Here is a 25,283-nt window from a genome sequence, read left to right as displayed (position 1 = left end):
GCCGAGACCGGCGGCGCCGAGGCCGGCCGCGACGGCGAGGGCTGCGTCGGGGCTGACCCGGCCCGAGGGGATCGGGCGCTCGGGCCGCTCCTCGGCGTCGACGTGGCGGTCGCACCAGTCGTTGAAGGCCATCCCGGACCAGTAGAGGCAGGTGGAGGCGATCGGCATCGCCCAGCCGCGCCCGGCGGTCGCCGCGTGCGCGGCGCCGGACCACGCGTCTCCGGGGATGGAGAACGCGGCGGGTGCCCGGGTCAGCTCGACGAGGTCGGCGACCCTCACGTCGTCACCCGGTCGGCGCAGTCCGTCGACCAGGCGAGCAGGGCGTCCCACTGCTGCGCGAGTCGGTGCTCCTGCGAGCCGATCGGCTGCTTGAAGAAGAAGCCGAGGGCGGTCAGGGGGCCGGTCTCGCCCACCGCCACCGCCCGCGAGGTGAGGCGCGCGAGGTCGAGGACCAGCGGCGCTGCGAGGGCCGAGTCGCAGCCCTCCCAGGTGAACTGCATCGTCATCCGGGTGCCGAGGAAGCCGTCGAAGCGGACGTGGTCCCAGGCGGTCTTCCAGTCTCCGAGGTCCTCGACGTAGTCGATGTGCATCGGGCCGGGCACCGGGTGGCCGAGCATCGACTCCAGGCCGGTGCGCTTGGTGCTCGTCTTGCTCTCTCGGGCGGCGGGGTCGGACAGGGTGGACCCGTCGCCGCCGCCGAGCAGGTTGATCGAGGTCCACGACCGCACGGCCAGCGACCGGGTGGAGAACATCGGCGCCAGCGCCGACTTCACCAGGGTCTCGCCCGTCTTGCCGTCGCTGCCGGCGTAGGGGAGGCCTCGATCGGCGGCGAGCTCGACCAGGGCGGGGACGTCGATCCCGGGGCTCGGCGTGAAGGCGACATAGGCCGCTCCGGCCAGCACTGCGGCGCAGGCGTAGACCGAGCTCGGCGACAGGGGCGCGCGGCCGGCCGACCAGGCGGCCTCGAGGTCGGCCCAGGTGGCGGCGTCGGTGCCGGCGTCGTGCGGCGGCTCGGTGCTCGACACGTCGACGACGACGACCCGGTCGACGCCGGCGGCGAACTCGCGGATGTCGTCGGCGAGCCGGTCCACGTCGGCGCGCTGGTCGGTGGAGTCGCTGTGGCGCACACCCGGGCGCAGCCGGGCCTCGGTCGCCTCGAGCTCGGCGGCGACCTGGTGCGCGAGGATCCCCGGCACCACGCCGCCCGCCACGAGGCGCTCGGCCTGCTTGACGAGCGGGAGGGTGTCGACGTCGTGGCCGCCCACGACGATGTCGGCGTACGCCGGCAAGCCGCGCGAGTCGAGGTCGGGGTGGGCGCAGACGCAGCCGGTCTCGTCGGTCAGGTGGGCGGCGAGGGCGCTCAGGCCGATGGTCGCGGTGGTCGCGAGCGAGCCGCGAGCGCCGATGAACCAGATGCCGAGAGTGCCGCCGGGGCCGTGATCCTCGGTCCGGGGGTTGGGGGAGGGTGCCACCTGTCGAAGGTAATGCACGTCACAACCACTTTCAACGCCGGGTCCAGCACTTTTGTCCGGCCGTCGCTCAAAAGTGACGCGGTGACGCGGGGTGCAGTGCGAGCGCGGATCGCGAAACCACGTGGGCCTCGCAGTGCCGCACCAGCTCGGCGTACGCCTCGGCGCCCATCAGCTCGACGAGCTCGGGCTCGTGGGTGATGTAGACCGGCTCGGGCGCGACGTGCGCCTCGGTGTTGCCGGAGCAGTACCAGTCGAGGTCGTGGCCGCCCGGACCCCAGCCGCGGCGGTCGTACTCGCCGATCGAGACCTCGGTGTAGGACGTGCCGTCCTGCCGCTCCACCTCGCGGAACTGGCGGCGGATGGGCAGCTGCCAGCACACGTCGGGCTTGGTCTCGAGCGGGTTGCGCCCCTGGCGCAGCGCGAGGCCGTGAAGGGCGCAGCCGGCTCCGACGTGCCCGGTGTCGTTGGTGAAGTCGGTGCGGTTGTGGAAGACGCACGCCTGCTGTCCGTCGACCTCGACGACCCGCGTCTTGCGCTCGCCGTCGTCGTCGGTCTCGATCCAGTCCGCCTTGCGCACCGACCGACCCGGGTGGAGCTGCCAGTCGTCGGGGGTGAGCTCGCCGACGAACGCGGCGACCCGCTTCTCGTCGTCCCGGTCGGCGAAGTGGGCGCCGAGGGTGCAGCAGCCGACGTCGGGGGCATCGGCGTAGATGCCCTGGCACCCCTGGCCGAAGATGCACGTGTAGGCCGAGGTCAACCACGTCAGGTCGCAGCGGAACACCTGGGCGTCGTCAGCGGGGTCGGCGAACTCGACGAACGCACGGGGGAAGACCAGGTCGACTTCGGGCACGCACAGAGCCTAGTGGCGCCACCCCGGCCTAGTAGCGTGGCAGGCATGCGCCTGGGCGTCCTCGACATCGGATCCAACACCGGCCACCTGCTGGTGGTCGACGCACACGGTGGCGCGGCCCCCCTCCCGGCGTCCTCGCACAAGCAGCCGCTGCGCCTGGCCGAGCACCTCGACGAGGACGGCGCGGTCACCAAGAAGGGCATCAAGGCCCTCACGGACTTCTGTGCCTCCGCGACCCAGATCGCCGAGGACAAGGGCTGCGAGGAGATGCTCGGCTTCGCCACCTCGGCCGTGCGCGACTCGGTCAACTCCGACGAGGTGCTCGCCCACGTCGAGAAGAACAGCGGCGTGGCGCTCGAGGTGCTGTCGGGGGAGGACGAGGCCCGCCTGACGTTCCTGGCCGTCCGCCGCTGGTTCGGCTGGTCGGCCGGAAGGCTCGCGGTCTTCGACATCGGCGGCGGCTCGCTCGAGATCGCCGGCGGCGCCGACGAGGCCCCCGACGTCGCCTGGTCGCTTCCGTTGGGCGCCGCGCGGATGGCGCGGACCTGGTTCGGCGGCGGCCGGCCTTCCGACGACGACGTACGCGCGCTGCGCAAGCAGGTGCGCGCGGAGATCGCCCGTGACGCCGGCCACCTGCTGCGCGGCGGGGTGCCCGACCGGGCGGCGGCGACCTCGAAGACCTTCCGCTCCCTGGCGCGCATCTGTGGTGCCGCGCCGAGCGGCGACGGCCCGCTGGTGCCGCGCGCGCTCGAGCTCGAGACGCTCTCGGGCTGGATCCCCAAGCTGATGGACATGTCCGCCGACGACCTCGCCGACCTGCCCGGCGTCTCGCCGAGTCGCACCCACCAGATCGTCGCGGGTGCCCTCGTCGCCGAGGCCTGCATGGACATCTTCGACCTGCCCGAGCTCGAGATCTGTCCGTGGGCACTGCGCGAGGGCGTGATCCTCGAGCGGCTCGACCAGATCTCGGTCATCACCAGGGTGCGCTGACGATGGCCACGTCCTCGTCCGTCCCGCTGATCGGGCTCTCATCCGCCTCGGTCTACCCGGAGTCGACGGCGCACGCCTTCGGGTGGGCGGCGCAGCTGGGCTACGACGCGGTCGAGGTGATGGTCGGCATCGACTCGCTGAGCCAGCAGGTCGACGCGGTGAAGAAGCTCAGCGACCACCACCAGGTGCCGATCTGCGCCGTGCACGCCCCCTGCCTGCTCTTCACCCAGCGGGTCTGGGGCACCGACCCGTGGGTCAAGCTGGAGCGCTCGGCCGAGATGGCAGACGCGGTCGGGGCCGACGTGGTCGTGGTGCACCCGCCGTTCCGTTGGCAGAAGGACTACGCCGCCGGTTTCGTGGAGGGCATCGCGTCCCTCGAGGCGCGCACCGGCATCGCCTTCGCGGTGGAGAACATGTATCCGTGGCGAGCGTCCTCGCGCCGCGGGATGGAGATGTACCTGCCCGGCTGGGACCCGAGCTCGGAGAGCTACGCCAACACCACGATCGACCTGTCCCACGCGGCCATCGCCCGCAGCGACGTCATCGAGATGGCCGACCGGATGGGCGACAACCTGCGCCACATCCACCTCACCGACGGCACCGGCTCGGCCAAGGACGAGCACCTCGTGCCCGGCCGCGGGGTGATGAAGGCCGAGGCGTTCCTGCGCCACCTCGCCGGTCGGGGCTTCTCCGGCCACGTCGTGCTCGAGATCAACACCCGGCGGGCCGCCAGCAAGAGCGAGCGCGAGGCCGACCTGCGGGAGTCGCTGGAGTTCGCCCGCGCGCACCTCGCCGTACCCACGCCATGAGCCCCCCGGCGACGACCCCTGCCCGTCAGCGCACGTCCCGCGGCCGGCGCCCCGGAGCCCCCGACACCCGGGCCGAGGTCCTCGCCGCCGCGCGGGCGTCGTTCGCCGAGAAGGGCTTCCGGGGTACGACGATCCGCGCCGTCGCGGCGTCCGCCGCTGTCGACCCCGCGCTCGTGCACCACTACTTCGGCAGCAAGGACGACCTCTTCCTCGCCGCGCTGGAGATGCCCGTCGACCCCCGCGAGCTCCTGGCTCCCGTGGTCGCCCTGGGGCCTGACGGCGCCGGGGAGCGGCTCCTTCGCACCTTCCTGTCGGCATGGGACGATCCTGAGATCCAGGTACGGCTGCTGGCGGTGGTCCGCTCGGTGCTCAGCGAGGACGGCGCGACCCTGCTCAACGAGGGCTTCATCCCGGTCGTCGTCGGCCCCGTGCTCGCGCAGCTCGTGGTGGACCGGCCGGAGGTGCGCGTCCCTCTCGTCGCCAGCCAGGTCGTGGGGCTCATCGTCACCCGCTACCTCCTGGCGCTCCCGCCGATGGCCGAGATGTCGGCCGACGACGTCGTGGCCCGGGTCGGCCCGGTCCTCCAGCACTACCTGACCGGCGACCTGCCCTAGCCGCCGTACTCACCCAGCGGTGAGTGAGACATCTTCCGCGCGGCGGAATCCTGTCTCCCTCACCGCTCGGTCGGGTCTTGACGGGGCATCGGACCAGGCGCACAATTCAACACATGATGAAAAACGTCGTGGAGGTGCGCGACCTCGTCGTCGTACGCGGCGAGCGCGAGGTGCTGCCAGGCATCTCGCTCGACGTCCCGGCGGGCGTCACCGGCCTGCTCGGGCCGAGCGGCTGCGGCAAGACGACGCTGATGCGCTGCCTGGTCGGGGCGCAGCAGGTGCGGTCCGGGACCGTCGAGGTGCTGGGGGAGCCGGCGGGGAGCCGGCCGCTGCGGACCCGCGTCGGCTACGTCACCCAGGCCGCGAGCGTCTACGACGACCTCACAGTCGCGGAGAACCTCGCGTTCTTCGCCCGCGTGCTCGGGGTCGACCGCGCCCAGGTCGACGAGGCCGTCGACGCGGTGGGGCTCGACGACCACCGCACCCAGGTCGTGGGCCGGCTCTCCGGCGGCCAGCGCAGCCGGGCCAGCCTGGCCGTGGCCCTGCTGGGTACGCCGGACCTGCTGGTGCTCGACGAGCCGACGGTCGGCCTCGACCCGGTGCTGCGCCGCGACCTGTGGGACCTGTTCCACCGGATCGCCGACCGCGGGGCCGCCGTGCTGGTCTCGAGCCACGTCATGGACGAGGCCGAGCGCTGCCACCGGCTCCTGCTGATGCGCGAGGGCCGGATCATCGCCGACGGCTCGCCCGACGAGATCCGCCGCAGCACCGGTGCCCCGGACATCGAGCAGGCGTTCCTCCACCTCGTCGAGGGACCGGGTGGTGCGAGATGAACGCGCGCGTCACCCTCGCCGTCGCCGGCCGCGTCCTCACGCAGGTCCGTCGCGACCACCGCACGCTGGCCATGCTGCTGGTGGTCCCGTGCGTGCTGATCACCCTGCTGTGGTGGATGTTCGCCGACCTGCCCGGCGACCTCTTCGACCGCTTCGGGCCGGGCCTGCTCGCGATGTTCCCCTTCATCGTGATGTTCCTGGTGACGAGCGTGACGACGCTGCGCGAGCGCTCGTCCGGCACCCTCGAGCGGCTGCTCACGATGCCCCTCGGCAAGCTCGACTTCCTGCTGGGCTACGCGATCGCCTTCGGCCTGCTGGCGGCGGTGCAGTCGACGCTCGCGGTCGCCGTCAGCGTCGGCCTGCTGGGCCTCGACGTCTCCGGCCCGGTCTGGCTGCTCGGTGTCGTGGCCGTCGCCGACGCCGTCCTCGGCACGGCCCTCGGGCTGCTGGTGAGCGCCTTCGCGACGACCGAGTTCCAGGCGGTGCAGTTCATGCCGGCCTTCGTGCTGCCCCAGATCCTGCTCTGCGGGCTCTTCGTGCCCCGCGAGGCGATGCCCACCGTGCTCGAGGCGATCAGCAACGTGCTGCCGTTGTCGTACGCCGTCGACGCCATGCAGGAGCTCGTCGGTGCGGCCGACACGAGAGCGGTGTGGCGCGACGTGGCGGTCGTGTCCGGCTTCGCGCTGGGTGCGCTCGCGCTGGGCGCCGGGACCCTCAGGCGCCGGACACCCTGACCCGGATCCGCCGGTCTCTCACCTGCTGCGCGTCACCATGCGGGCGCGCTGGCTGCGTTGTCGGGCGCTCGACGGACCTAGCGGCCCGCCTTCGGCCCTCCGCCTTGCCATCACGCCCGCCTGGTGTCGCTCGCGACGGCGTCGACCGGCGGCTCCGGGACCCGGCTGAACAGCCACGCCCCCGCCGCGAACAGGCCGGCGTACATCACGGTCAGCATGATGACGTCGGCGATCGACGCGGCCGCGTCGTCGGCGGCGACCAGGGCGACGGCGACGACACCTGCGACGACCGTGGTCGCCGCGGCGGCACCGAGGGCCAGCACCATGCCGCCCGGTCGGAACCGGGTTGCCACGGCGACGACCAGCAGGACCGCCGGGGCCGCCAGGTAGAGCCAGTCGCGGTCGCCGTCGCCCACGATGCCGAGGGCCCCGATGCCCACCAGGAGGAACAGGACGGTGCCGACCGCCACGGCCAGCGCGAGGGCGTACCGGCTGGTGGGGGAAGCGAGGGTGGAAGTCATGCCGACGACGCTAGGAGAACACCGACCCCGAAGGGGTGGAGGAGCTGTGAAGGTTCGGTGGAGGTCGGCGTAGCCTTGCCGCCATGTCGTTGCTCCGCCAGCCGATCCTGCTCCTCGCCCGCAGCCAGGGGGTCAAGAAGCTCGTCTCGACGATGCCGGTCTCGAGCTCCATCGTGACCAGCTACGTGCCGGGCGAGACGACCGGCCACGCGGTGGCGGCGACGTCGGGCCTGGTCGACGACGGCCTGCGGGTGACGCTCGACTACCTCGGCGAGGACACCACCGACGCCGCCCAGGCCGACGCCACGGTCGCGGCCTACAAGGAGCTCCTCGCCGACCTCGCGGCCAAGGGCCTCGCGCCGCACGCGGAGGTCTCGGTCAAGCTCAGCGCGATCGGCCAGTTCCTCCCCGACAGCGGCCACAAGGTCGCCCTGGAGAACACCCGCGACATCTGCCGCGCCGCCCGCAACGCCGGCACCACGGTGACCCTCGACATGGAGGACCACACCACCACCGACTCGACGCTCTCGATCCTGCGCGAGCTCCGCAAGGACTTCCCCGAGACCGGCGCCGTGCTGCAGGCGATGCTGCGCCGCACGGAGGCCGACTGCCGCGCCCTGGCCTACGAGGGCTCCCGGGTGCGGCTGTGCAAGGGCGCCTACATGGAGCCCGAGAAGGTCGCCTTCCAGGACCGCATCGACGTCGACAAGTCCTACGTCCGCTGCCTCAAGGTGCTGCTGAGCGGCCAGGGCTACCCGATGATCGCCACCCACGACCCGCGCATGGTGCAGATCGCCTCGTCGCTCGCCAGTCGCTTCGGCCGGCGGCCCGGCACCTACGAGTTCCAGATGCTCTACGGCATCCGCCCCGAGGAGCAGAAGCGCCTCGCGGCCGCCGGCGAGACCGTGCGCGTCTACATCCCCTACGGCACCGAGTGGTACGGCTACCTCATGCGCCGGCTGGCCGAGAAGCCGCAGAACCTCGGGTTCTTCGTCCGCTCCCTGGTCTCCAAGAAATGAGACCACAGCGTCCGCGACGTAGGAGCGGGCGCGTCGTGGTCCAGATTGAGCAAGCACCGCGGTCGAGGGACGAGACCGCGACGTGCGCGTCGAAATCGATCGACAGCCCGCAGTAGATTGGCGCCATGAGCACTGCGATCATCGGCGCCGGCGTCATGGGCGAGACCCTGCTGTCCGGACTGGTGCGCGCCGGGCGCCGCGTCGACCAGCTGATGGTCGGTGAGAAGCGCGCCGAGCGGGCGCGTGAGCTCGAGGAGCGCTACGGCGTGGCCGTCGTCTCCAACCGCCAGGCCGCTGCCAAGGCCGACACCGTCGCGCTGGTCGTCAAGCCGCAGGACATGGGCGACGTGCTCGACGAGATCGCCCCCGACCTGCGCGCCGGCCAGCTGCTCGTGTCGCTCGCCGCCGGCATCACGACGTCGTTCATCGAGTCGCGCGTGCCCGACGGCGTCGCGGTCGTCCGGGTCATGCCCAACACCCCGGCGCTCGTCGACGAGGGGATGGCCGCCATCGCGCCCGGCTCGCACTGCGACGAGTCGCACCTGACGGAGGCCGAGTCGCTGATGGCCTCCACGGGCAAGGTGCTGCGCATCCCGGAGAAGCAGATGGACGCCGTCACCGCGATCTCCGGGTCCGGGCCTGCCTACATCTTCTTCGTCGTGGAGTCGATGATCGAGGCGGGCGTGCACCTCGGCCTGCCGCGTGCCACGGCCACCGACCTGGTGGTGCAGACGCTCGTCGGGTCGGCCGCGATGCTCCGCGAGACCGGCACCCACCCCGTCGTGCTGCGCGAGCAGGTCACCTCGCCGGGCGGAACGACCGCCTCGGCATTGCGCGAGCTGGAGGTGCACCGCGTGCGTGCGGCCTTCCTCGCCGCGATGGAGGCCGCCCGCAACCGTTCTCGCGAGCTGGCCGAAGGCTCCTGACAACCTCCCGGTGCCCACCGGAGCTGAGGCTCGCCCAGCCTGCGCGCGCAGCAGACGACCGAGATCGCGAGGACCGGCGTGCCCTCCTGGCCGGGCGCCTCAGGCTCCCCGCAGCTGGCGGACCAGACCGAGCGCGTCGTCGACGAGGCCGCGGACGAGCGGCAGCCGCGTCAGGCGCACCGACCGGTCGACGAGGGGCACGACGCCCGCCACCAGCGTGCGCGTGCGCCGCTGCCCCTCGCTGTCGTCGTACACCCAGAAGAGGACGACACCCATGTGGAGCAGCCACAGCAGGTCGGGGAGCTCCTCGCGCAGCGCCGGCGCGACCTTGAGGTCGGACCCGTCGACCGCCCGGCGGAAGAGGGTCGTGCTGGCCCCGCGGGCCGGCATCGACTCCTCGGAGAAGGGCGAGAGCGGCGAGCGCGGGTCGGCGGCGTTGCGGAAGAACTGGCCGCCGAAGTCGTGGAACGGCTCGGCCACGTCCAGGAAGGACTCCATCACGCCCCGGAGCCGGTCGGCGAAGCCCGTCTGCTCGTACGCCGTCTCGGCCGCGACTGCGTGCTCGGCCTGGAGCTGGTCGTAGAAGGCCTGGACGAGCGCCTCCTTGCCGGAGAAGTAGTAGTAGGCGCTGCCCAACGAGACACCGGCCTCGTCCGCGATGGCCCGCATCGTCGTGGCGTCGTAGCCTCCGGCCCTGAACAGCGTCATCGCCGCGTCGACGATGCCTGCTCGGGTCTGCTCCGCCTTCGCCGTCCGCTTCTGCCCCACGCTCGCCACCCTAGGACGGGGGTCGGGGCAGTCCTGCCGGCGCCACCCAGGCCGCCAGCGAACCGCCGAGCAACGACGCAGCCAGGACCGGCAGCAGCTCTCCCGCGTCGGTGTCTCGGAACGCGGTGTCCAGGAGGAGCTCCCCGGACAACATCCAGAAGACAGCCGTCATCGCTACGGGCGACAGCAGGACACCGAGGACGAAGGCTCGTCGCCGCGCCACCCGGCGAGGCAGGTGCCGGCCCACCAGGACGATGAGGGGCAGGCCGGCCAGGAAGCCGACAGCGGCGCCGCAGAGGCCGCCGAAGGCGAGGCTCGCCAGCAGGGCAGACCCGACGCTTGCCAGTGCCGCGAACGGTCCGGGCGGTCGCGACCCGTCGAGCAGGAAGGCGGGCAGCAGGATCGCGAACGCGACGACGGCGCCGGCCACCGCACCGATGAGCGGCCCGGTCAGCAGCCACATGAGTCGGGGCCGGAAGGGTGCGGGCACAGCGGGCCCGTCGGCTGGGTCGAGCATCGTGGACCAAGAGTGGCAGAAGAATTGAACACGTTCAAGACAGTCCCATGGGCGGTCGGGGCCGTGGGCCGGAGTAACGTCCGCCACATGGAGTGTGCTGGGCCAGCGTCCGTCGTCTTCGACCAGACTCTCTGTGAGTACAACTTCGGGCCCACCCACCCGATGTCGCCGGTGCGCGTCGACCTGACGATGCGCCTGGCCGACGAGCTCGGGGTGCTCGAGGGGATCAAGCGCGTCGACGCCCCGGTGGCCACCGACGAGCAGATCGCGACCGTGCACGACCAGGGCCTCATCGACGCGGTCACCCGGGCCGGCGCGACGCCCGGCTTCGAGGACGCCGCCCGCGGCCTCGGCACGGAGGACGATCCGGTCTTCGCCGACATGCACGTCGCCAGTGCCCACGTCGTCGGTGCCACGTTGGAGGCGTTCCGCCAGGTCTGGAGCGGGGAGTCGCTCCACTCCGTCAACATCGCCGGCGGCCTGCACCACGCGATGCCCGACAAGGCCAGCGGCTTCTGCATCTACAACGACGTCGCAGTCGGCATCACGCAGCTGCTCGCCGACGGTGCCGAGCGGGTCGCCTACGTCGACATCGACGTCCACCACGGCGACGGCGTCGAGAAGGTCTTCTGGGACGACCCGCGGGTCCTCACCATCTCCCTGCACGAGACCGGGCAGATGCTCTTCCCCGGCACCGGCTTCCCGAGCGACACCGGCGGCCCCGGCGCCGAGGGCACGGCGGTCAACGTCGCGCTGCCGCCCGGCACCGCCGACGCCGGCTGGCTGCGCGCGTTCCACGCCGTCGTGCCCCCGATCCTGCGTGAGTTCTCCCCGCAGGTGCTGGTCACGCAGCACGGCTGCGACTCCCACATGAACGACCCCCTCGCCCACATGATGCTCAGCGTCGACGGCCAGCGGGCGGCCTACCTCGCCCTCCACGAGCTCGCCCACGAGGTCGCCGACGGGCGGTGGGTCGTCACCGGCGGCGGCGGCTACTCCGTCGTCGACGTCGTGCCGCGCGCCTGGACGCACCTGCTGGCCATCGTGGCGGGCACCCCGATCGATCCCGAGCAGGCGACGCCTCCGGCGTGGCGGGCGTACGTCGAGGAGGTGCTCGGTGCCACCGCACCGCACCGGATGACCGACGGACGCACGCCGGCCTACCGCGACTGGTCGGGCGGCTACGACCCGGAGACCTGGCTGGACCGCGCCATCAACGCCACGCGCACGGAGGTCTTTCCCCTCCACGGCCTGGACCCGTTGCCCTGAGGCAAGCCGACACGCCGCAGTCCCACAAGTTTCTCTGGCATTACTCTTCCCCACGCGTCACGCGAGCCCTATTGTCAGCGAGAGCGGCACGCCTGTGACGCCGGTTCGGAAGCCGGCGCCGTCGCCGCGCAGAAGGATCGGTGCACACCCATGGCTGAGAACACCCCGAGCGACATGTCCGAGGCGCAGTTCCTGACCATCGCCGAGGTCGCGGCCAGGATGCGCGTCTCGAAGATGACCGTCTACCGGCTCGTGCACGGCGGTGAGCTGCCTGCCGTCCGCGTCGGCCGCTCCTTCCGGGTCCGCGAGGACGACGTCAACGAGTACCTCCGCAAGAGCTTCTACAACGCCGGCTGACGGCGCTCGTCCCCGGCAGGGATCCACTGGTCCGACTCGATTCCGCGCTGCCCGCACCCGGCCAGTAGGGTGGTGCGGGTCCGACCGACGAACGTCGGTCGCAAGGAAAGGTCTGATTCGTGGGTTCTGTCATCAAGAAGCGGCGCAAGCGCATGGCCAAGAAGAAGCACCGCAAGCTGCTCAAGAAGACGCGCGTGCAGCGCCGCAAGCTCGGCAAGTAACACCCCTCGACCATGGGGCGGGTCGTGCTGGTCACCGGGATCTCCCGGGACATCGGACGACGATTCGCGCGCGCCGCGACCGGCGACCCGTCCATCGATCGAGTCATCGGCGTGGACGCGGTCCCGCCGCGCGGTGACATCGGCGACGTCTCCTTCGTCCGCGCCGACATCCGCAACCCGGTCATCGCGAAGGTCATCGCGAAGGAGGACGTCGACACCGTCGTCCACATGAGCGTGATCGCGACCCCCGGCTCCGCCGGTGGTCGCGGGACGATGAAGGAGCTCAACGTCATCGGCTCCATGCAGCTGCTCGCTGCGTGCCAGAAGTCGGCGACCGTCGAGCGTCTGGTCGTGAAGTCGACGACCACCGTCTACGGCTCCGGTCCTCGTGACCCCGCGATGTTCACCGAGGACATGGGCCCCAAGCGCCTGCCCTCCTCGGGCTACGCCAAGGACGTCTACGAGATCGAGGGCTACGTCCGCGGGTTCGCCCGCCGCCGCCCCGACGTCGATGTCACGATGATCCGGGCGGCCAACGTGGTCGGACCTCACGTCTCGAGCCCGCTGACCAACTACTTCCGGCTCCCGGTGATCCCCCGGGTGCTCGGCTTCGACCCGAGGCTCCAGCTCCTCCACGAGGACGACCTGATGCGGGTGCTGTGCCACGCCGCGACCACCGGGGTGCCCGGCACCTTCAACGTCGCCGGCGACGGGGTGATGACGCTGAGCCAGGCCGTACGACGCCTCGGCACGCCGTCGGTCTCCCTGCCGCGCTTCGCGGTCGGTCGGCTCGGCGCGACCATGCGCCAGGCCCGCGTCTCGGACTTCTCGCCCGAGCAGCTGGGGTTCCTGACCTACGGTCGAGGCGTGGACACCACCCGGATGCGCACCGTGCTCGGCTTCGAGCCGCAGTTCACCACGGCCGAGGCGTTCGCCGACTTCTGCCAGTCCATCGCGCCCGCCGTCAGGGAGGGGGCCGGCCGTGCCTGAGGAAGCCCGCCGCCGCGACGGCGACCACGCCGTCGTCATCCCGATCGGCACCGGCGGCCGACCGGGCCGCGGTTCCGGCAGCGCCCGACCGTCCTCGGCCGCGCGCAACCTGGCCCCGACGGCCCGCAAGGCCGCGTCCACCAAGCCATCCAGCGAGCCGTCCGCCAAGACGGCCACCAAGACGGCCGCCAAGACGGCCACCAAGCCGGCTACTCCGGCCGCGGAGAAGAAGACGGGGAAGAAGAAGGCCCGCGCCGGTTCGTCCGAGGAGAAGGTCGTGCCGCCGCCGGCCGACGCGGAACCGACCACCGCCGACGACCCGGAGCAGCCGTCGCCCAGCACCGGCATCCCGGTCGGGGAGTGGCTGGCGGCCGCCCAGGACGCGGCGCAGGAGATCTTCGGCGCCGACTGGGAGCGCCGCCTCGCCGAGCTGATGGCGTTCGTCCGCCGACGCCTCGAGGGCGACTACGACGTCGACGACTACGGCTTCGACCGCGAGCTGACCGAGCGGTTCTTCATGGCCGCGCTGCGACCGATCGCGGAGAAGTGGTTCCGCCTCGAGGTCCGCGGGCTGGAGAACATCCCCGCCGAGGGTGGCGCCCTCGTGGTCTCCAACCACTCCGGCACCGTGCCGCTCGACGGCCTGATGACGATGCTGACGGTGCACGACCACGCCGGCCGCTTCCTGCGCCCGCTCGGCGCCGACCTGGTCTTCAAGCTGCCCCTGGTCAGCTCGCTCGCGCGCAAGGGCGGCGCCACCCTGGCCTGCACCGAGGACGCCGAGCGGATGCTGTCGGGAGGCGAGCTCGTCGGTGTCTGGCCGGAGGGGTTCAAGGGCATCGGCAAGCCGTTCAGCGAGCGCTACAAGCTGCAGCGCTTCGGGCGCGGCGGGTTCGTCTCGGCCGCCCTGCGCACCGGCGTACCCATCATCCCGCTCTCCCTGGTGGGCGCCGAGGAGATCTACCCGCTCGTCGGCAACGTCCCGTCGCTGGCGCGGCTGCTCGGGGTGCCCTACATCCCGATCACGCCGTTCTTCCCGTGGCTCGGTCCGCTCGGCATGGTGCCGCTGCCCTCGAAGTGGATCCTCGAGTTCGGCGAGCCGATCCGCACCGATGCCTACGAGCCCGGCGAGGCCGAGGACCCGATGCTGGTCTTCAACGTCACCGACCAGGTGCGCGAGACCATCCAGCACACGCTGTTCGACCTGCTGCGCGAGCGCGGCAACGCCTTCGGCTGACTGCCGACGTCATCGGGCGCAGTGGCTAGGGCAGGAGCCCGCCGGTCGCGTTGCCGAGCGAGCCGCCGGTGATGCCGTCGAGCGTGCCGGTCACCTCGCCGATGAGACCGCCGGTCGCGTCGTCGGCGCCCGACGTGAGGCCGCCGAGCGCACCGCCGGTGACGTCGTCGAGCTGGCTCGTCAGGCTGCCGGTGGTGTCGGTGAGGCCGTCGGTGACGGTGTCGGTCGTGTTGGTCACCGTGTCGGTGAGGTTCTTGGTGATGTCCTTGACCGGCCTGGTCGGGTCGGGCTTGGTCGGGTCGGGCTTGGTCGGGTCGGGCACCACGGAGCCCGGTCCGGGACCGGGGGTGGTGGACGGCTGCGCGGTCGGCACGACCTGTTGCGGGTCGAGGGCCTCGGGGACCTGGATGCCGGTCAGGTCCTGCCCTGAGATCGGCGCCCCCTCCAGCGTCAGCTGGTCGGTGTCGAGCCCGCTGAGCAGGCCGACCTGCGGGGCGCTGGTCAGCAGGAACTCGGGCGTCGTGGTGATGCCGCCGGTGCAGGTCAGGCAGACGTTGCTCACCTCGAGATCGAGGTCGGCGAGCGTCCTTCCGGCGGCCAGCAGGTCGTCGCGGGCGCTCTCCGGCAGCTCGCCCTGGAGCCGCTCGAGGCGGTCCATGCTGGTGGCGGTGAAGTCGCGCGCGACCTGGGCGTCGCCCTCGCTGCCCGTGGCCTCGTACGACGCGAGCAGGCTGCCCACGCCGTCGCTCGACTGACGGGTGAAGGTGTCGAGGGTCTCGGGCACGAGCTCGTCGCGACCTGCGTCGCCGGCGGCCAGCTCCTCGAGCTCGGTGAGCCGGGTGCCGGCCTGGGCCAGCAGGGTGCGACCGCGGGCGGCGTCGTCGGGGGCGAGGCGTACCTGGGCGGACTCGATCCCGCGCTTCACGCCGTAGAGGGACTCGCCGGGCAGCGCGGTCTGCGCCGCGACGGCCATGGTGGCCGCCGAGCCCACGAGGGCGACACCGCCGAGGAGGGCGCCGATGCGGCGCTGGCGGGTGCGGGACGAGGCGGGCATCGCCAGTCGTGACGGGGCGGGCGGCTGCCGCACGAGGGCGGTGTCGGCCTCGGCCATCAGGCGCTCGCGCAACGACGCCACGAACTCGGGCCGTGCGGTCGCGGGCGGCACCGCCCGCAGGTCGGCGACGACCTCGAGCAGGTCGGCGTAGCGCTGGGTGTCAGTCCCGGAGGACGCGGTCGTGGGGTCGCGGGATAGGACTGCCTCGAACTCGTCGGCACGTCGTCGTGCCGAGAAGGGCGCTGTCATCGCGGTCGTCCTGTCTCACAGCTGGCGGGTCCTCCCACTGGGGCGAACGAGCCAGACCGGGCAGGGGTTACGGGATGTGTCACGCGTCTCTCAACCCCTCCGGCAGCAGCTTGGCGAGATTGCGCACGCCGCGGAGCTGGAGCTGCTTCACCGCGCCGTCGGAGCGGTCGAGGGCACGAGCCGTCTCCGCGATCGAGAGGCCCTGCAGGAACCGCATGATGAGGCACTCGCGCTGCTCGACCGGCAGCTCGGTGAGCGCCGTGAGCAGCACCTCGTTGGTGAGGCCGGCGATGACCGTGTCCTCGGGCCCCTCGGTGGTGTCGTCGTGCGGGGTCATGTCCTCGGTGGTCATCTCGAGGCGGGTGCGACCGGCCTTGAAGTGGTCCATCGTGAGGTTGCGCGCGATCGTCATCAGCCAGGCGCCGAAGTCCTTGCCCTGCCACCGGAAGCTGTTCATGCTGCGCAGCGCCCGGAAAAACGTCTCCGAGGTGAGGTCCTCGGCGAGCGTCTGCGAGCGCGTGCGGTAGTAGAGGAAGCGGTAGACCGAGGCCTGGTAGTGGTCGTAGAGGAGGCCGAACGCCTCCTTGTCGCCGGCGCGGGCGAGCTCCACGAGCGCGATCAGCCGCTCGCGCTCGGCCCCGTCGACCTCGGACGACGTCGCGCGGTCCTCGTCACCGACGGGACCGGAGCCGGAGTGCCCGTCGGGGCCGCCGACGGACGCGCCGGGCGTGGCCGTCTCGGAGAGCAGCACGTGGCCCGCGGGCTGGAGGGCGGGGGACAGCTGGGGGGACAGGGCAGCGAGGACGGCGCGCCGGAGCGCGTCCATGCCGTGCTCGAAGGCACGATCGATGTCGTTCGTCGACCGCATGCGGTGTCCCCTCCCGGTTGCAGCATCATCCACGATAGGGGCCGGTCCCGGTCTTGTGAACCCGTGAGTAACTTTCAGTTACAGGTCAGGCGGAGCGGTCTCGCCCGCGCAGGCTCACACCGGCGGCGACGGCGCCCGTCACCGCGCCGGCGACCGCGGCGCCGAGGAAGCCGACCCGTGCCGCCTTGCGGCCGGTGCGGTAGTCGTGGATGCGCCAGCCGTGGGCGCGGGCGTGCGCCCGCAGCCGGGCGTCGGGGTTGATGGCGCACGGGTCTCCGACGAGGGAGAGCATCGGCAGGTCGTTGCTGGAGTCGGAGTACGCCGAGCAGCGGGCGAGGTCGAGTCCCTCGCGGGCCGCGAGCGCCTTGATCGCCTCCGCCTTGGCGGGGCCGTGGAGCAGGTCGCCCACGAGCTGGCCGGTGTAGACGCCGTCGACGTGCTCGGCCACCGTGCCCATGGCGCCGGTGAGGCCGAGCCGGCGGGCGATGATCGTCGCGATCTCGATCGGCGCCGCCGTCACCAGCCACACCCGCTGACCCTCGTCGAGGTGGATCTGGGCCAGGGCGCGGGTGCCGGGCCACACCCGGTGGGCCATCGCCTCGTCGAAGATCTCCTCGCCGAGCTCCTCGAGCTCGGTGGTGGTGTGCCCGGCGATGAACGCAAGCGCGGAGTTGCGCGCGTCGGTCACGTGCTCGGGGTCCTCGACGCCGGCGATCCGGAAGTAGGCCTGCTTCCACGCGGCGGAGGCGATCTCCTTCGTGGTGAAGAACTTGCGGCGGTACAGCCCGCGCGCGAAGTGGAAGATGCTGGCGCCCTGCATGACGGTGTTGTCGACGTCGAAGAAGGCGGCCGCGGTCGGGTCGCTCGGCCAGACGAGGGCGTTCTCGACCTCCGCCGACGCCGCCGCGGCCTCGCCCGCGAGGGCCGAGCGCTGCTGCAGGTTGAGGCGCCGGGGCCGCTCGGACGGGGTCACCCGGCCAGCGTAGCGGCGGGCGCCGCCGGCGCCGGGCTGTGGAAGGATCCCCGCATGCCGCGCCACGACATCTCCGAGCTGGTGGCCGAGGCTGCCGACGACGCGCCGGATCGGCAGGCCCTCGTCGAGAGCGGCGGGCGCACGCTCACCTGGGCCGGCCTCGAGGACGAGGTCGCCCGCCTCGCGACCGGTCTCGGGGCCCACGGCATCCGCGCCGGCCAGCGCGTGATGATCGCCGTCGGCAACCGCATCGAGTTCGTCACCTCCTACCTCGGCGTGCTCCGGGCCCAGGTCGTCGCCGTGCCGGTCAACCCCCGGTCGACCCCCGGCGAGCTCGCCCGGATGATCGCCGACTCCGGCAGCCGGATGGTGGTCGGGGACGAGACCGCTCTCGACGCCGTACACGCTGCGCTGGCCGAGCTCGACGCCGACGTCGCCCGCCCGGCCGTCGTCGTCACCGGCACCCCGCCGGGCGAGGGGGAGATCGCCCTCGACGACCTCCGCGCGGACGTCGTACGCCCGGTCCCGCCGCTGCCCGACCCCGAGAAGCTCGCCGCGCTCCTCTACACCAGCGGCACCTCGGGTCTGCCCCGCGCGGCGATGCTCAGCCACCGGGCGCTGCTGGCCAACATCGAGCAGGTGGCGGCCGTCGAGCCGCCGATGATGCACGGCGACGACGTGGTGCTCGGGGTGCTGCCGCTCTTCCACGTCTACGGCCTCAACGCCGTGCTCGGCGGGGTGCTGCGCCACCGGGCGCGGCTGCTGCTCGTGGAGCGCTTCGAGCCCCAGGCGGTGCTCGACCTCATCGACGACGAGGCCTGCAGCGTCGTGCCGATCGCGCCGCCCGTCTTCGCCCACTGGCTGCCCGACGAGCACCTGCGCGAGCGGCTCGGGCCGGTCCGGCTCGTGCTGTCCGGGTCGGCGCCGCTGGAGGGCTCGGTGATCGAGGAGTTCACCTCGATCACCGGGATCCCTGTGCACCAGGGCTACGGGCTCACCGAGGCGTCGCCGGTGGTGACGAGCACGCTGTGCAGCCGCGAGCCCCGGGCGGGCTCGGTCGGCGCGGCGCTGCCCGGCATCGAGCTGCGGCTGGTCGACGAGACCTGGGGCCAGGTCGAGGGGGAGGATCCCGGCGAGATCCAGGTGCGCGGCGACAACCTCTTCAGCGGCTACTGGCCCGACGGGTCCGACGGCCCCGACGACGACGGCTGGTACGGCACCGGCGACGTCGCCTTCCTCGACGCGAGCGGTGACCTCTTCCTCGTCGACCGGATCAAGGAGCTCGTGATCGTCAGCGGCTTCAACGTCTACCCGACCGAGGTCGAGGACGTGATCCGCGAGGTCGACGGGGTTGCTGATGCCGCCGTCGTGGGGGCGCCCGACGAGGTGACCGGCGAGGCCGTGGTGGCGTACGTCGTCCCGGTCGGCGGCGTCGACAAGGCCCGCACCCACCTCGAGGAGGCGGTCCGTGCGCACGCGGTCGTCCGGCTCGCGCGCTTCAAGCAGCCGACCCGCATCGAGGTCGTCGACGAGCTCCCGGTCACCGCGACCGGCAAGGTGCAGAAGGGCCGGTTGCGCGGCCTCGAGCGCCGTCGGGTCCAAGGACTCCTCGAATGAGCACCTCGCGGATCACGTTCTACAGCCGCCCGGGCTGCCACCTGTGCGACGACGCCCGCGTAGTAGTCGAGCGCGTCTGCGCCGACCTGGGGGAGTCCTTCGAGGAGGTCGACATCACCACCGACGACGACCTGGCGGACCGCTTCGGCGAGGACGTCCCGGTGACCTTCGTCGACGGCAAGCAGCACGACTTCTGGCGCGTCGACGAGAACCGGCTGCGCGCGGCCCTGGGCTGAGTCGGCGTCCGGGGCCGGGAAGACGGTCGGTCCGTACGGCGTTGGGGGACAGGTGAAGGCATCCCTGCTCGACCGCTCCCGCACCCGCGTCGGCATGCCCGACGCCGAGGCCCTCGAGGCGACGGTCGCCCGGGCGGTGCACGCCGAGCAGGTCGGCTACGACCGGTTCTGGGTCGCCGAGCACCACGCCGTACCGGGCATCGCGTCCGGGACACCGGCGGTGCTCCTCGCCGCGATCGGCGCACGTACGCACCACATCCGGATCGGGTCGGGCGGGGTGATGCTGCCGCTGCACCAGCCGCTGGTGGTCGCCGAGCAGTTCCTCGTCCTCGACGCCCTCCACCCCGGTCGCGTCGACCTCGGGCTCGGCCGGTCCCTCGGCTTCACGCCGCCGGTGCGCCGCGCCCTCCGGCGCGACCACGAGGACGGCGACACGTTCGAGGACGACCTCCAGGAGCTGCGCGGCTACCTCGAGGGCACTGCCGAGGTCACGGCTCGTCCCTCCACCTGCAGGCCGGTGCCGATGCACGTGCTCGCCACCGGGCGCGGGCTGGACATCGCTGCCCGGCTTGGCCTGCCCGTGGTCGTGGGTGGCCCCGTCCTCGAGTCCCCCGAGCTGGCCGACGCGTTGTCGCGCTACCGGCACGGGTTCCGACCGCACCGCGGCAGCGAGCCGCGGGTGACGGTATCCCTGGACGTGCTCGTCGCCGACGACGACGCGACCGGCCGCGAGCTCGCCCTGCCGGAGGCGTGGGCGATGGCACGCTCACGTCAGACCGGCGAGTTCCCGCCGCTCGAGGGCATCGAGGCGATCCGGGAGGAGTCCTGGCCCAGCCAGGTACGCCGGCGGGTGGAGGCCTCGCTCGACCGGGCCGTGGCAGGCAGCCCCGCGACCGTACGGCGCCGCCTCGACGCGCTGGTGGAGGCCACTGGCGCCGACGAGCTGCTGGCGAGCAGCTCCACCCCCGACCGCGACGCGCTGCACGCCTCGGACCGGATGCTGGCCGAGCTGCTGCGCTGAGGTGCTGCGCTGAGCGGCTCGGCGGGCCTTCGATGCGACACTCGTGGCATGCCAGGTTCGTGGGACGCCGACCCACTGCTCGCGGAGGTGCAGGAGCGGGTGCGGCACGTCGTCGTCGGCGACCGAGCGGTTCCGATGCAGGCGACCCTCGACGACGGCGACATCCTCGTGACCTTCCACTGGCCGGGCGAGCCGGATCGCCTCGGCATGCGGTTCAGTCCCTCGGAGGCACCCATCGGCCCGTCCACGGGCGAGGTGTGCGACTCACCGACCCGGTGGGCGATCGAGGTCGGCTGGGTCCTCGAGGAGGAGCTGGAGACGGGACTCACGCGCCGGGCTCCGCGAACCGTCACCGCACGAGGTGTCGTCGAGCTCCAGCACCGCCCCGGTTCCTGAGCACGCACCCATCGGGACGGGCCCTCCGTTAGGCCCTCCAGCACCCTTCACGCAAGTCGAGAGACCCCCGCTTCGGGTGGGTCTTCTCACATGTGCTAGCCGCCCATTCCGTCGTTTTGTTCTCCCGTTCACAAACTCCTACAGTGGCCGGGTCAGGCGAGGTTCGCCGGACTGGAAAGAAGCAGCTGTGACCGCACGGACCCCCGACTCTGCCCGGGACATTCCCGAGGCGACTGTCGCCAGGCTTCCCGTGTACCTCCGTGCCCTGACCGGCCTGGCGGACGACGGCACCACGACGTGCTCCAGCGAGGAGCTCGCCGCGTCGGCGGGCGTCAACAGCGCCAAGCTCCGCAAGGACCTGTCCTACCTCGGCAGCTACGGCACCCGCGGCGTGGGCTACGACGTGGAGTACCTCCGCTACCAGATCGCCCGCGAGATCGGCGTGACGCAGGACTGGCCGGTCGTCATCGTCGGCATCGGAAACCTCGGTCACGCGCTCGCCAACTACTCCGGTTTCCGCAGCCGCGGGTTCCGTGTCGTCGCGCTCCTCGACGCCGACCCCGACCGCCACGACGAGGTGGTCGCCGGGCTCGACGTCCGCTCCTTCGAGGACCTCGAGTCGATCGTCTCCGAGGACGCCGTGTCCATCGGCGTGATCGCGACGCCGGCCGTGGCCGCCCAGTCCGTCGCCGACCGCATGGTCGCCGCCGGCATCACCAGCATCCTCAACTTCGCCCCGACCGTCCTGACGGTGCCGGCGGGCGTCGACGTACGGAAGGTGGACCTCTCCATCGAGCTGCAGATCCTCGCCTACCACGAGCAGCGCAAGTCGATCGCTCCCGGATCGGAGGTCGTGTCGTGAGCGTCCTGGTCGTCGGCATCTCCCACAAGTCCGCTCCCGTCGAGCTGCTCGAGAAGCTCGCGCTCGACGGTGAGAGCGCCACCAAGCTCATCCAGGACGTGATGGGTGGTGAGCACGTCTCCGAGGCGACGGCGATCGTGACCTGCAACCGCCTCGAGGTCTACGCCGAGGTCGACCGCTTCCACGGCAGCGTGGAGGACCTGTCCGGTCTCCTCGTCGCGCGCGCCGAGCAGTCCACCGAGGCGCTGCTGCCGCACCTCTACGTCCACTACGACGAGGGCGCCGTCTCCCACCTCTTCCAGGTGGCCGCCGGGCTCGACTCGATGGTGGTGGGCGAGGGCCAGATCCTCGGCCAGACCCGCGAGGCGCTCCGCGTCGGCCAGGAGCACGGCACCGTCGGCCCGGCGCTCAACACCCTCTTCCAGCAGGCGCTGCGCGTCGGCAAGCGGGCGCACGCCGAGACCGACATCGACCGCGCGGCGCCGTCCCTGGTCACCGCCGCCCTCGAGCGCAGCCCGGTGCCCGTCGCCGGCGCGACGGCGCTCGTGATCGGCGCCGGCGCGATGGCCTCCCTCGCGGTCGCCCACCTGTCGCGGAGCGGTGCCACCAGCATCTCGGTGCTCAACCGCACGGCCGCCCGCGCCGAGCGGCTCGCCGAGGAGTACGCCGCCACCTCGTTGCCGCTGGAGTCGCTCACCGACGAGCTCGCCACGGCCGACATCGTCATCTCCTGCACCGGGGCCCCCGAGCCGCTGGTCCGCCTCGCCGACGTGGTCACCGCGCGCGGCAGCAGCGACCGGCCGCTGACCGTGATCGACCTCGCGCTGCCGCACGACGTCGACCCGTCGCTGGCCGACCTGCCGGGCGTCGAGCTGATCAACCTCGCCGGCCTCGCCGACGAGCTGCGCGGCCTCGAGGCCACCGCGGGCGTCGACGACGTACGCACCATCGTCGGGCAGGAGATCAGCGCCTTCCTGGCCGTACGACGCCAGGCGAGCGTGACGCCGACCGTCGTCGCCCTGCGCTCGATGGCCACCTCGGTGGTCGACGCCGAGATGGAGCGGCTGTCGGCGCGCCTGCCGGGCCTCGACGACGCCACCCGTGCCGAGGTCCTCCACACCGTGCGCCGGGTCGCCGACAAGCTCCTCCACGAGCCGACCGTCCGGGTCAAGGAGCTGGCCGACGCCGAGCCCGCCGTCTCCTACACCGCCGCGCTGGCCGAGCTCTTCCGGCTCGACCCCGACGCGGTCGACGCCATCTCCCGAGCGGAGGGTCAGCCATGACCACCCGTCCGCTCCGCCTCGGCACCCGCGCCTCCGCCCTGGCCACCACCCAGTCCGGGCTCGTGGCCGGGCTGGTCGAGGCGCACCTCGGCCGCGAGGTCGAGCTCGTCGAGGTCTCGACCGAGGGCGACCGCAGCGCCGCCCCGCTCGCCCAGATGGGCGGCACGGGGGTCTTCGTCAGCGCCCTGCGCGACGCGCTCCTCGACGGCCACGTCGACTTCGCCGTCCACTCGCTCAAGGACCTGCCGACCACGCCCGCCGACGGCATCGCGCTGGCCGCCGTCCCGGTGCGCGAGGACCCGCGCGACGTGATCGTGGCGCGCGACGGCCTCACGCTCGGCGAGCTGCCCGTGGGCAGTCGGCTCGGCACGGGCTCCCCGCGTCGGGTCAGCCAGCTCGCAGCCCTGGGCCTCGGCCTGGAGCTCCACGGCATCCGCGGCAACGTCGACACCCGGATCGGCAAGGTCCGCAGCGGCGAGGTCGACGCGATCGTCCTGGCCCGCGCCGGACTGGCCCGCCTCGGTCGCCTCGACGAGGTCACCGAGGTCCTCGACCCCCTCCAGATGCTGCCGGCGCCCGGCCAGGGCGCCCTCGCCATCGAGTGCCGCTCAGGCGACACCGAGCTGGTGGCGGCGCTGGCCCGGCTCGACGACCCCGCCACCCGCGCCGCGGTCACGGCCGAGCGCGCGGTCCTGTCCACCCTCGAGGCCGGCTGCTCGGCCCCGCTGGGTGCCCTGGCCGAGGTCGTCGAGGGGGAGGACGGGGAGGAGCTGTGGCTGCGCGCCGTGGTCCTCTCCGAGGACGGCGGCCTGTCGGTGCGGATGAGCACCACCGGCCCCGTCGCCGAGGCCGAACGGATCGGAACACGCCTCGCGAGCGACATGCTCGACGAGGGAGCAGCAGACCTGATGGAAGCACCACCAGTGAGGAATCAGCACGCATGACGCGAGTACAGACCCCGCAGGCCAGCACCGCGCCCACCACCCCCGCCCATGGCTGGGTGTCGTTCGTCGGCAGTGGACCCGGTGACCCGGGCCTGCTGACGGTGCGAGCCGTGGAGCTCCTCCAGGGTGCCGAGGTGATCGTGACCGAGGCGCCCGAGCACATCGAGCTGGTCCGCCAGGTCCTCGGCCTCGTCGAGGGCCCCGACGGCCTCGTGGGCGGCCCGGAGATCGTCGACGGCGGCTTCGGCGAGGACGGCCAGCCCCTGACCCACGCGGCCCGCGCCAAGGTCGTCGTGCGCCACGGCAAGAAGCAGCGCGTCGTCCGGCTGATGACCGGCGACCCGTTCCTCTACGCCTCCGGACCCGAGGAGGCGCAGGCCTGTGTCAAGGCCGGAGTCGGCTTCGACGTCGTCCCCGGTGTTTCCTCGGTCAGCGCGGTCCCGGCCTACGCCGGCATCCCGCTGACCACCAAGCGCCACAAGGAGATGGCCGTCGTCACCTGCGGTGACAAGGTCGACTGGAGCGCCTACGCCGACGACCGCACGCTGGTCCTGCTCTCCGGCGTCGGCAGCATCGGCGAGACCTCGGCCGCGCTGATCGAGGCCGGCCGCTCGCCCGAGACGCCCGTCGCGATGACCCGCGTCGGCACGACGACCGAGCAGCACACGCTCGTCTCCACGCTGTCCGACATCGCGGCCGACGCCCGCGCCGCGCGCATGGCGCCGCCGGCGATCACCGTCATCGGTGACGTCGTCGACCTGCGCCAGACGCTGTCGTGGTTCGAGACCAAGCCGCTGTTCGGCTGGCGTGCGCTGGTGCCCCGCACCAAGGAACAGGCCGGCTCGCTGTCGCGTCGCCTGCGCGAGTACGGCGCCGTGCCCGAGGAGGTGCCGACCATCTCGGTCGAGCCGCCGCGCAACCCGCTCCAGATGGACAAGGCCGTCCGCGGCCTCGTCGAGGGCCGCTACGAGTGGATCGCCTTCACCTCGGTCAACGCGGTCAAGGCCGTGCGCGAGAAGTTCGAGGAGTACGGCCTCGACGCCCGCGCGTTCTCGGGCCTGAAGATCGCCGCGGTGGGCGACAAGACCGCCCAGGCGATCGCCGACTGGGGCCTGCGCGCCGATCTCGTCCCGTCCGGCGACCAGTCCGCCGCCGGCCTGCTCGAGGAGTGGCCGCCCTACGACGAGGTGCTCGACCCGATCAACCGGGTCTTCCTGCCCCGCGCCGACATCGCGACGGAGAACCTCGTCGCCGGCCTGGTCGACCTCGGCTGGGAGTGCGACGACGTCACCGCCTACCGCACGGTGCGGGCCACCCCGCCGCCGGCGCCGGTCCGCGACGCCATCAAGACCGGCAAGTTCGACGCGGTCGTCTTCACCTCGTCCTCGACGGTCCGCAACCTCGTCGGCATCGCCGGCAAGCCGCACCCGTCGACGATCATCGCGGTGATCGGCCCGCAGACGGCCAAGACCGCCGAGGAGCACGGCCTGCGGGTCGACGTGCTGGCCCCGACGCCGGACGTCGAGGTCCTCGTCGACGCCCTCGCCGACTTCGGCGCGGCACGACGCCTCTCGATGCTCGAGGCCGGCGAGCCGGTCACGCGCCCGAGCGAGCGCACCGCGTCGGGTCGCCGCAAGGCCCGCGCCAAGTAGC

29 protein-coding genes are annotated in these 25,283 nt (G+C 72.4%); 20 read left to right on the top strand and 9 right to left on the bottom strand.

Annotated features, from left to right (window positions below; translation table 11 throughout):
- The 3 genes from ACXJKB_RS20570 to ACXJKB_RS20560 form a co-directional block, all read right to left on the bottom strand.
- The coding region (locus ACXJKB_RS20570) for a UbiA family prenyltransferase (RefSeq protein WP_457191711.1) at positions 1-279 on the bottom strand (279 nt) is incomplete at its 3' end.
- A complete protein-coding gene (locus ACXJKB_RS20565) occupies positions 276-1,472 on the bottom strand; it encodes an inositol-3-phosphate synthase (RefSeq protein WP_457191709.1) in 1,197 nt (398 codons plus the stop codon). The genes ACXJKB_RS20570 and ACXJKB_RS20565, both read right to left, overlap by 4 nt.
- Before the next feature lie 67 nt (positions 1,473-1,539).
- Positions 1,540-2,322 carry a hypothetical protein gene (locus ACXJKB_RS20560; RefSeq protein ID WP_457191707.1) on the bottom strand — a complete coding sequence of 261 codons (783 nt, stop codon included), beginning with the start codon at positions 2,320-2,322 and terminating at the stop codon, positions 1,540-1,542.
- Positions 2,323-2,367: 45 nt separating this feature from the next.
- Between ACXJKB_RS20560 and ACXJKB_RS20555 the strand changes: the two genes are divergently transcribed.
- The 5 genes from ACXJKB_RS20555 (at position 2,368) to ACXJKB_RS20535 (ending at position 6,302) form a co-directional block, all read left to right on the top strand.
- Complete coding sequence (locus ACXJKB_RS20555) at positions 2,368-3,312, top strand: Ppx/GppA phosphatase family protein (RefSeq protein WP_457191705.1); 945 nt, start codon at positions 2,368-2,370, stop codon at positions 3,310-3,312.
- Between the two features lie 2 nt (positions 3,313-3,314).
- Positions 3,315-4,121 carry a sugar phosphate isomerase/epimerase family protein gene (locus ACXJKB_RS20550; RefSeq protein WP_457191703.1) on the top strand — a complete coding sequence of 269 codons (807 nt, stop codon included), beginning with the start codon at positions 3,315-3,317 and terminating at the stop codon, positions 4,119-4,121.
- Positions 4,118-4,735, top strand: coding sequence for a TetR/AcrR family transcriptional regulator (locus ACXJKB_RS20545; protein WP_457191701.1), 618 nt, complete (start codon positions 4,118-4,120; stop codon positions 4,733-4,735). The genes ACXJKB_RS20550 and ACXJKB_RS20545 overlap by 4 nt, the downstream gene beginning before the upstream one ends.
- 113 nt (positions 4,736-4,848) lie before the next feature.
- Positions 4,849-5,568, top strand: coding sequence for an ABC transporter ATP-binding protein (locus ACXJKB_RS20540; protein WP_457191699.1), 720 nt, complete (start codon positions 4,849-4,851; stop codon positions 5,566-5,568).
- Entirely contained in the window at positions 5,565-6,302 is a 738-nt protein-coding gene (locus ACXJKB_RS20535; protein ID WP_457191697.1) for an ABC transporter permease, read from the top strand. The genes ACXJKB_RS20540 and ACXJKB_RS20535 overlap by 4 nt, the downstream gene beginning before the upstream one ends.
- A gap of 110 nt (positions 6,303-6,412) precedes the next feature.
- Here ACXJKB_RS20535 and ACXJKB_RS20530 read toward each other — a convergent pair whose 3' ends face one another.
- Positions 6,413-6,823, bottom strand: a complete 411-nt coding sequence (locus ACXJKB_RS20530; protein ID WP_457191695.1) for a hypothetical protein — start codon at positions 6,821-6,823, stop codon at positions 6,413-6,415.
- Positions 6,824-6,906: 83 nt separating this feature from the next.
- Between ACXJKB_RS20530 and ACXJKB_RS20525 the strand changes: the two genes are divergently transcribed.
- Together ACXJKB_RS20525 and proC are read left to right on the top strand one after the other, a co-directional pair.
- A complete protein-coding gene (locus tag ACXJKB_RS20525) occupies positions 6,907-7,842 on the top strand; it encodes a proline dehydrogenase family protein (RefSeq protein WP_457191693.1) in 936 nt (311 codons plus the stop codon).
- Positions 7,843-7,967: 125 nt separating this feature from the next.
- Positions 7,968-8,768, top strand: a complete 801-nt coding sequence (gene proC / locus ACXJKB_RS20520; protein WP_457191691.1) for a pyrroline-5-carboxylate reductase — start codon at positions 7,968-7,970, stop codon at positions 8,766-8,768.
- A 99-nt stretch (positions 8,769-8,867) separates the two neighbouring features.
- Here the strand turns inward: proC and ACXJKB_RS20515 are convergent, their stop codons facing one another.
- Positions 8,868-9,536, bottom strand: coding sequence for a TetR family transcriptional regulator (locus ACXJKB_RS20515; RefSeq protein ID WP_457191689.1), 669 nt, complete (start codon positions 9,534-9,536; stop codon positions 8,868-8,870).
- Between the two features lie 10 nt (positions 9,537-9,546).
- Positions 9,547-10,026, bottom strand: coding sequence for a hypothetical protein (locus ACXJKB_RS20510; protein WP_457191687.1), 480 nt, complete (start codon positions 10,024-10,026; stop codon positions 9,547-9,549).
- 114 nt (positions 10,027-10,140) lie between these two features.
- On the opposite strand from ACXJKB_RS20510, the gene ACXJKB_RS20505 reads away from it, so the two are divergent.
- From ACXJKB_RS20505 to ACXJKB_RS20485, 5 genes are all read left to right on the top strand, one after another.
- Positions 10,141-11,322 carry an acetoin utilization protein AcuC gene (locus tag ACXJKB_RS20505; RefSeq protein WP_457191685.1) on the top strand — a complete coding sequence of 394 codons (1,182 nt, stop codon included), beginning with the start codon at positions 10,141-10,143 and terminating at the stop codon, positions 11,320-11,322.
- Between the two features lie 150 nt (positions 11,323-11,472).
- Positions 11,473-11,679 carry a helix-turn-helix domain-containing protein gene (locus ACXJKB_RS20500; RefSeq protein ID WP_457191683.1) on the top strand — a complete coding sequence of 69 codons (207 nt, stop codon included), beginning with the start codon at positions 11,473-11,475 and terminating at the stop codon, positions 11,677-11,679.
- Positions 11,680-11,798: 119 nt separating this feature from the next.
- Positions 11,799-11,900 (top strand): 30S ribosomal protein bS22, encoded by a 102-nt coding sequence (locus ACXJKB_RS20495; RefSeq protein ID WP_008356322.1) that lies wholly within the window; start codon positions 11,799-11,801, stop codon positions 11,898-11,900.
- Between the two features lie 12 nt (positions 11,901-11,912).
- Positions 11,913-12,890 carry an SDR family oxidoreductase gene (locus ACXJKB_RS20490; RefSeq protein ID WP_457191681.1) on the top strand — a complete coding sequence of 326 codons (978 nt, stop codon included), beginning with the start codon at positions 11,913-11,915 and terminating at the stop codon, positions 12,888-12,890.
- Positions 12,883-14,127: a lysophospholipid acyltransferase family protein gene (locus ACXJKB_RS20485; protein ID WP_457191679.1), complete on the top strand. Its 1,245-nt coding sequence runs from the start codon at positions 12,883-12,885 to the stop codon at positions 14,125-14,127. The genes ACXJKB_RS20490 and ACXJKB_RS20485 overlap by 8 nt, the downstream gene beginning before the upstream one ends.
- Before the next feature lie 25 nt (positions 14,128-14,152).
- On the opposite strand, the gene ACXJKB_RS20480 is transcribed toward ACXJKB_RS20485, so the two are convergent.
- The 3 genes from ACXJKB_RS20480 to ACXJKB_RS20470 form a co-directional block, all read right to left on the bottom strand.
- Positions 14,153-15,430, bottom strand: coding sequence for a DUF5667 domain-containing protein (locus ACXJKB_RS20480; RefSeq protein WP_457191677.1), 1,278 nt, complete (start codon positions 15,428-15,430; stop codon positions 14,153-14,155).
- Positions 15,431-15,509: 79 nt separating this feature from the next.
- Complete coding sequence (locus tag ACXJKB_RS20475) at positions 15,510-16,298, bottom strand: sigma-70 family RNA polymerase sigma factor (protein ID WP_457191675.1); 789 nt, start codon at positions 16,296-16,298, stop codon at positions 15,510-15,512.
- A gap of 85 nt (positions 16,299-16,383) precedes the next feature.
- On the bottom strand, positions 16,384-17,271 hold the full coding sequence (locus tag ACXJKB_RS20470; protein ID WP_457191673.1) for an HAD family hydrolase: 888 nt from the start codon (positions 17,269-17,271) through the stop codon (positions 16,384-16,386).
- Positions 17,272-17,325: 54 nt separating this feature from the next.
- On the opposite strand from ACXJKB_RS20470, the gene ACXJKB_RS20465 reads away from it, so the two are divergent.
- The 8 genes from ACXJKB_RS20465 (at position 17,326) to ACXJKB_RS20430 (ending at position 25,282) form a co-directional block, all read left to right on the top strand.
- Positions 17,326-18,888, top strand: coding sequence for a class I adenylate-forming enzyme family protein (locus ACXJKB_RS20465; protein ID WP_457191671.1), 1,563 nt, complete (start codon positions 17,326-17,328; stop codon positions 18,886-18,888).
- The gene (locus ACXJKB_RS20460; RefSeq protein WP_457191669.1) at positions 18,885-19,124 is read left to right on the top strand and encodes a glutaredoxin family protein; all 240 of its coding nucleotides are present in this window, start codon (positions 18,885-18,887) and stop codon (positions 19,122-19,124) included. Before ACXJKB_RS20465 ends, ACXJKB_RS20460 begins: the two co-directional genes overlap by 4 nt.
- Before the next feature lie 52 nt (positions 19,125-19,176).
- Positions 19,177-20,145, top strand: coding sequence for an MsnO8 family LLM class oxidoreductase (locus tag ACXJKB_RS20455; RefSeq protein WP_457191667.1), 969 nt, complete (start codon positions 19,177-19,179; stop codon positions 20,143-20,145).
- Positions 20,146-20,193: 48 nt separating this feature from the next.
- Positions 20,194-20,541, top strand: a complete 348-nt coding sequence (locus ACXJKB_RS20450) for a hypothetical protein (protein WP_457191665.1) — start codon at positions 20,194-20,196, stop codon at positions 20,539-20,541.
- Positions 20,542-20,728: 187 nt separating this feature from the next.
- Positions 20,729-21,403, top strand: a complete 675-nt coding sequence (locus ACXJKB_RS20445; RefSeq protein WP_457191663.1) for a redox-sensing transcriptional repressor Rex — start codon at positions 20,729-20,731, stop codon at positions 21,401-21,403.
- On the top strand, positions 21,400-22,686 hold the full coding sequence (locus ACXJKB_RS20440) for a glutamyl-tRNA reductase (protein WP_457191661.1): 1,287 nt from the start codon (positions 21,400-21,402) through the stop codon (positions 22,684-22,686). The genes ACXJKB_RS20445 and ACXJKB_RS20440 overlap by 4 nt, the downstream gene beginning before the upstream one ends.
- Positions 22,683-23,630, top strand: a complete 948-nt coding sequence (gene hemC, locus ACXJKB_RS20435; protein WP_457191659.1) for a hydroxymethylbilane synthase — start codon at positions 22,683-22,685, stop codon at positions 23,628-23,630. The genes ACXJKB_RS20440 and hemC overlap by 4 nt, the downstream gene beginning before the upstream one ends.
- Positions 23,627-25,282 carry a uroporphyrinogen-III synthase gene (locus tag ACXJKB_RS20430; RefSeq protein WP_457191657.1) on the top strand — a complete coding sequence of 552 codons (1,656 nt, stop codon included), beginning with the start codon at positions 23,627-23,629 and terminating at the stop codon, positions 25,280-25,282. The genes hemC and ACXJKB_RS20430 overlap by 4 nt, the downstream gene beginning before the upstream one ends.
- Position 25,283: the final 1 nt, after the last annotated feature.

This window comes from Nocardioides sp. P5_E3, from assembly GCF_054049275.1.
Note: the sequence above shows the minus strand (reverse complement) of the source record. Positions and strands in the feature narration are given on the sequence as shown.

Excerpts from the sequence above, each read along its gene's own strand:
- ACXJKB_RS20545 (WP_457191701.1), top strand. The coding sequence starts at position 4,118 with ATGAGCCCCCCGGCGACGACCCCTGCCCGTCAGCGCACGTCCCGCGGC.
- proC (WP_457191691.1), top strand. The coding sequence starts at position 7,968 with ATGAGCACTGCGATCATCGGCGCCGGCGTCATGGGCGAGACCCTGCTG.
- ACXJKB_RS20530 (WP_457191695.1), bottom strand. The coding sequence starts at position 6,823 with ATGACTTCCACCCTCGCTTCCCCCACCAGCCGGTACGCCCTCGCGCTG.
- ACXJKB_RS20430 (WP_457191657.1), top strand. The coding sequence starts at position 23,627 with ATGACGCGAGTACAGACCCCGCAGGCCAGCACCGCGCCCACCACCCCC.
- ACXJKB_RS20550 (WP_457191703.1), top strand. The coding sequence starts at position 3,315 with ATGGCCACGTCCTCGTCCGTCCCGCTGATCGGGCTCTCATCCGCCTCG.
- ACXJKB_RS20450 (WP_457191665.1), top strand. The coding sequence starts at position 20,194 with ATGCCAGGTTCGTGGGACGCCGACCCACTGCTCGCGGAGGTGCAGGAG.
- ACXJKB_RS20535 (WP_457191697.1), top strand. The coding sequence starts at position 5,565 with ATGAACGCGCGCGTCACCCTCGCCGTCGCCGGCCGCGTCCTCACGCAG.
- ACXJKB_RS20525 (WP_457191693.1), top strand. The coding sequence starts at position 6,907 with ATGTCGTTGCTCCGCCAGCCGATCCTGCTCCTCGCCCGCAGCCAGGGG.
- ACXJKB_RS20465 (WP_457191671.1), top strand. The coding sequence starts at position 17,326 with ATGCCGCGCCACGACATCTCCGAGCTGGTGGCCGAGGCTGCCGACGAC.
- ACXJKB_RS20460 (WP_457191669.1), top strand. The coding sequence starts at position 18,885 with ATGAGCACCTCGCGGATCACGTTCTACAGCCGCCCGGGCTGCCACCTG.
- ACXJKB_RS20505 (WP_457191685.1), top strand. The coding sequence starts at position 10,141 with ATGGAGTGTGCTGGGCCAGCGTCCGTCGTCTTCGACCAGACTCTCTGT.
- ACXJKB_RS20480 (WP_457191677.1), bottom strand. The coding sequence starts at position 15,430 with ATGACAGCGCCCTTCTCGGCACGACGACGTGCCGACGAGTTCGAGGCA.
- ACXJKB_RS20555 (WP_457191705.1), top strand. The coding sequence starts at position 2,368 with ATGCGCCTGGGCGTCCTCGACATCGGATCCAACACCGGCCACCTGCTG.
- ACXJKB_RS20500 (WP_457191683.1), top strand. The coding sequence starts at position 11,473 with ATGGCTGAGAACACCCCGAGCGACATGTCCGAGGCGCAGTTCCTGACC.
- hemC (WP_457191659.1), top strand. The coding sequence starts at position 22,683 with ATGACCACCCGTCCGCTCCGCCTCGGCACCCGCGCCTCCGCCCTGGCC.
- ACXJKB_RS20475 (WP_457191675.1), bottom strand. The coding sequence starts at position 16,298 with ATGCGGTCGACGAACGACATCGATCGTGCCTTCGAGCACGGCATGGAC.
- ACXJKB_RS20490 (WP_457191681.1), top strand. The coding sequence starts at position 11,913 with ATGGGGCGGGTCGTGCTGGTCACCGGGATCTCCCGGGACATCGGACGA.
- ACXJKB_RS20540 (WP_457191699.1), top strand. The coding sequence starts at position 4,849 with ATGATGAAAAACGTCGTGGAGGTGCGCGACCTCGTCGTCGTACGCGGC.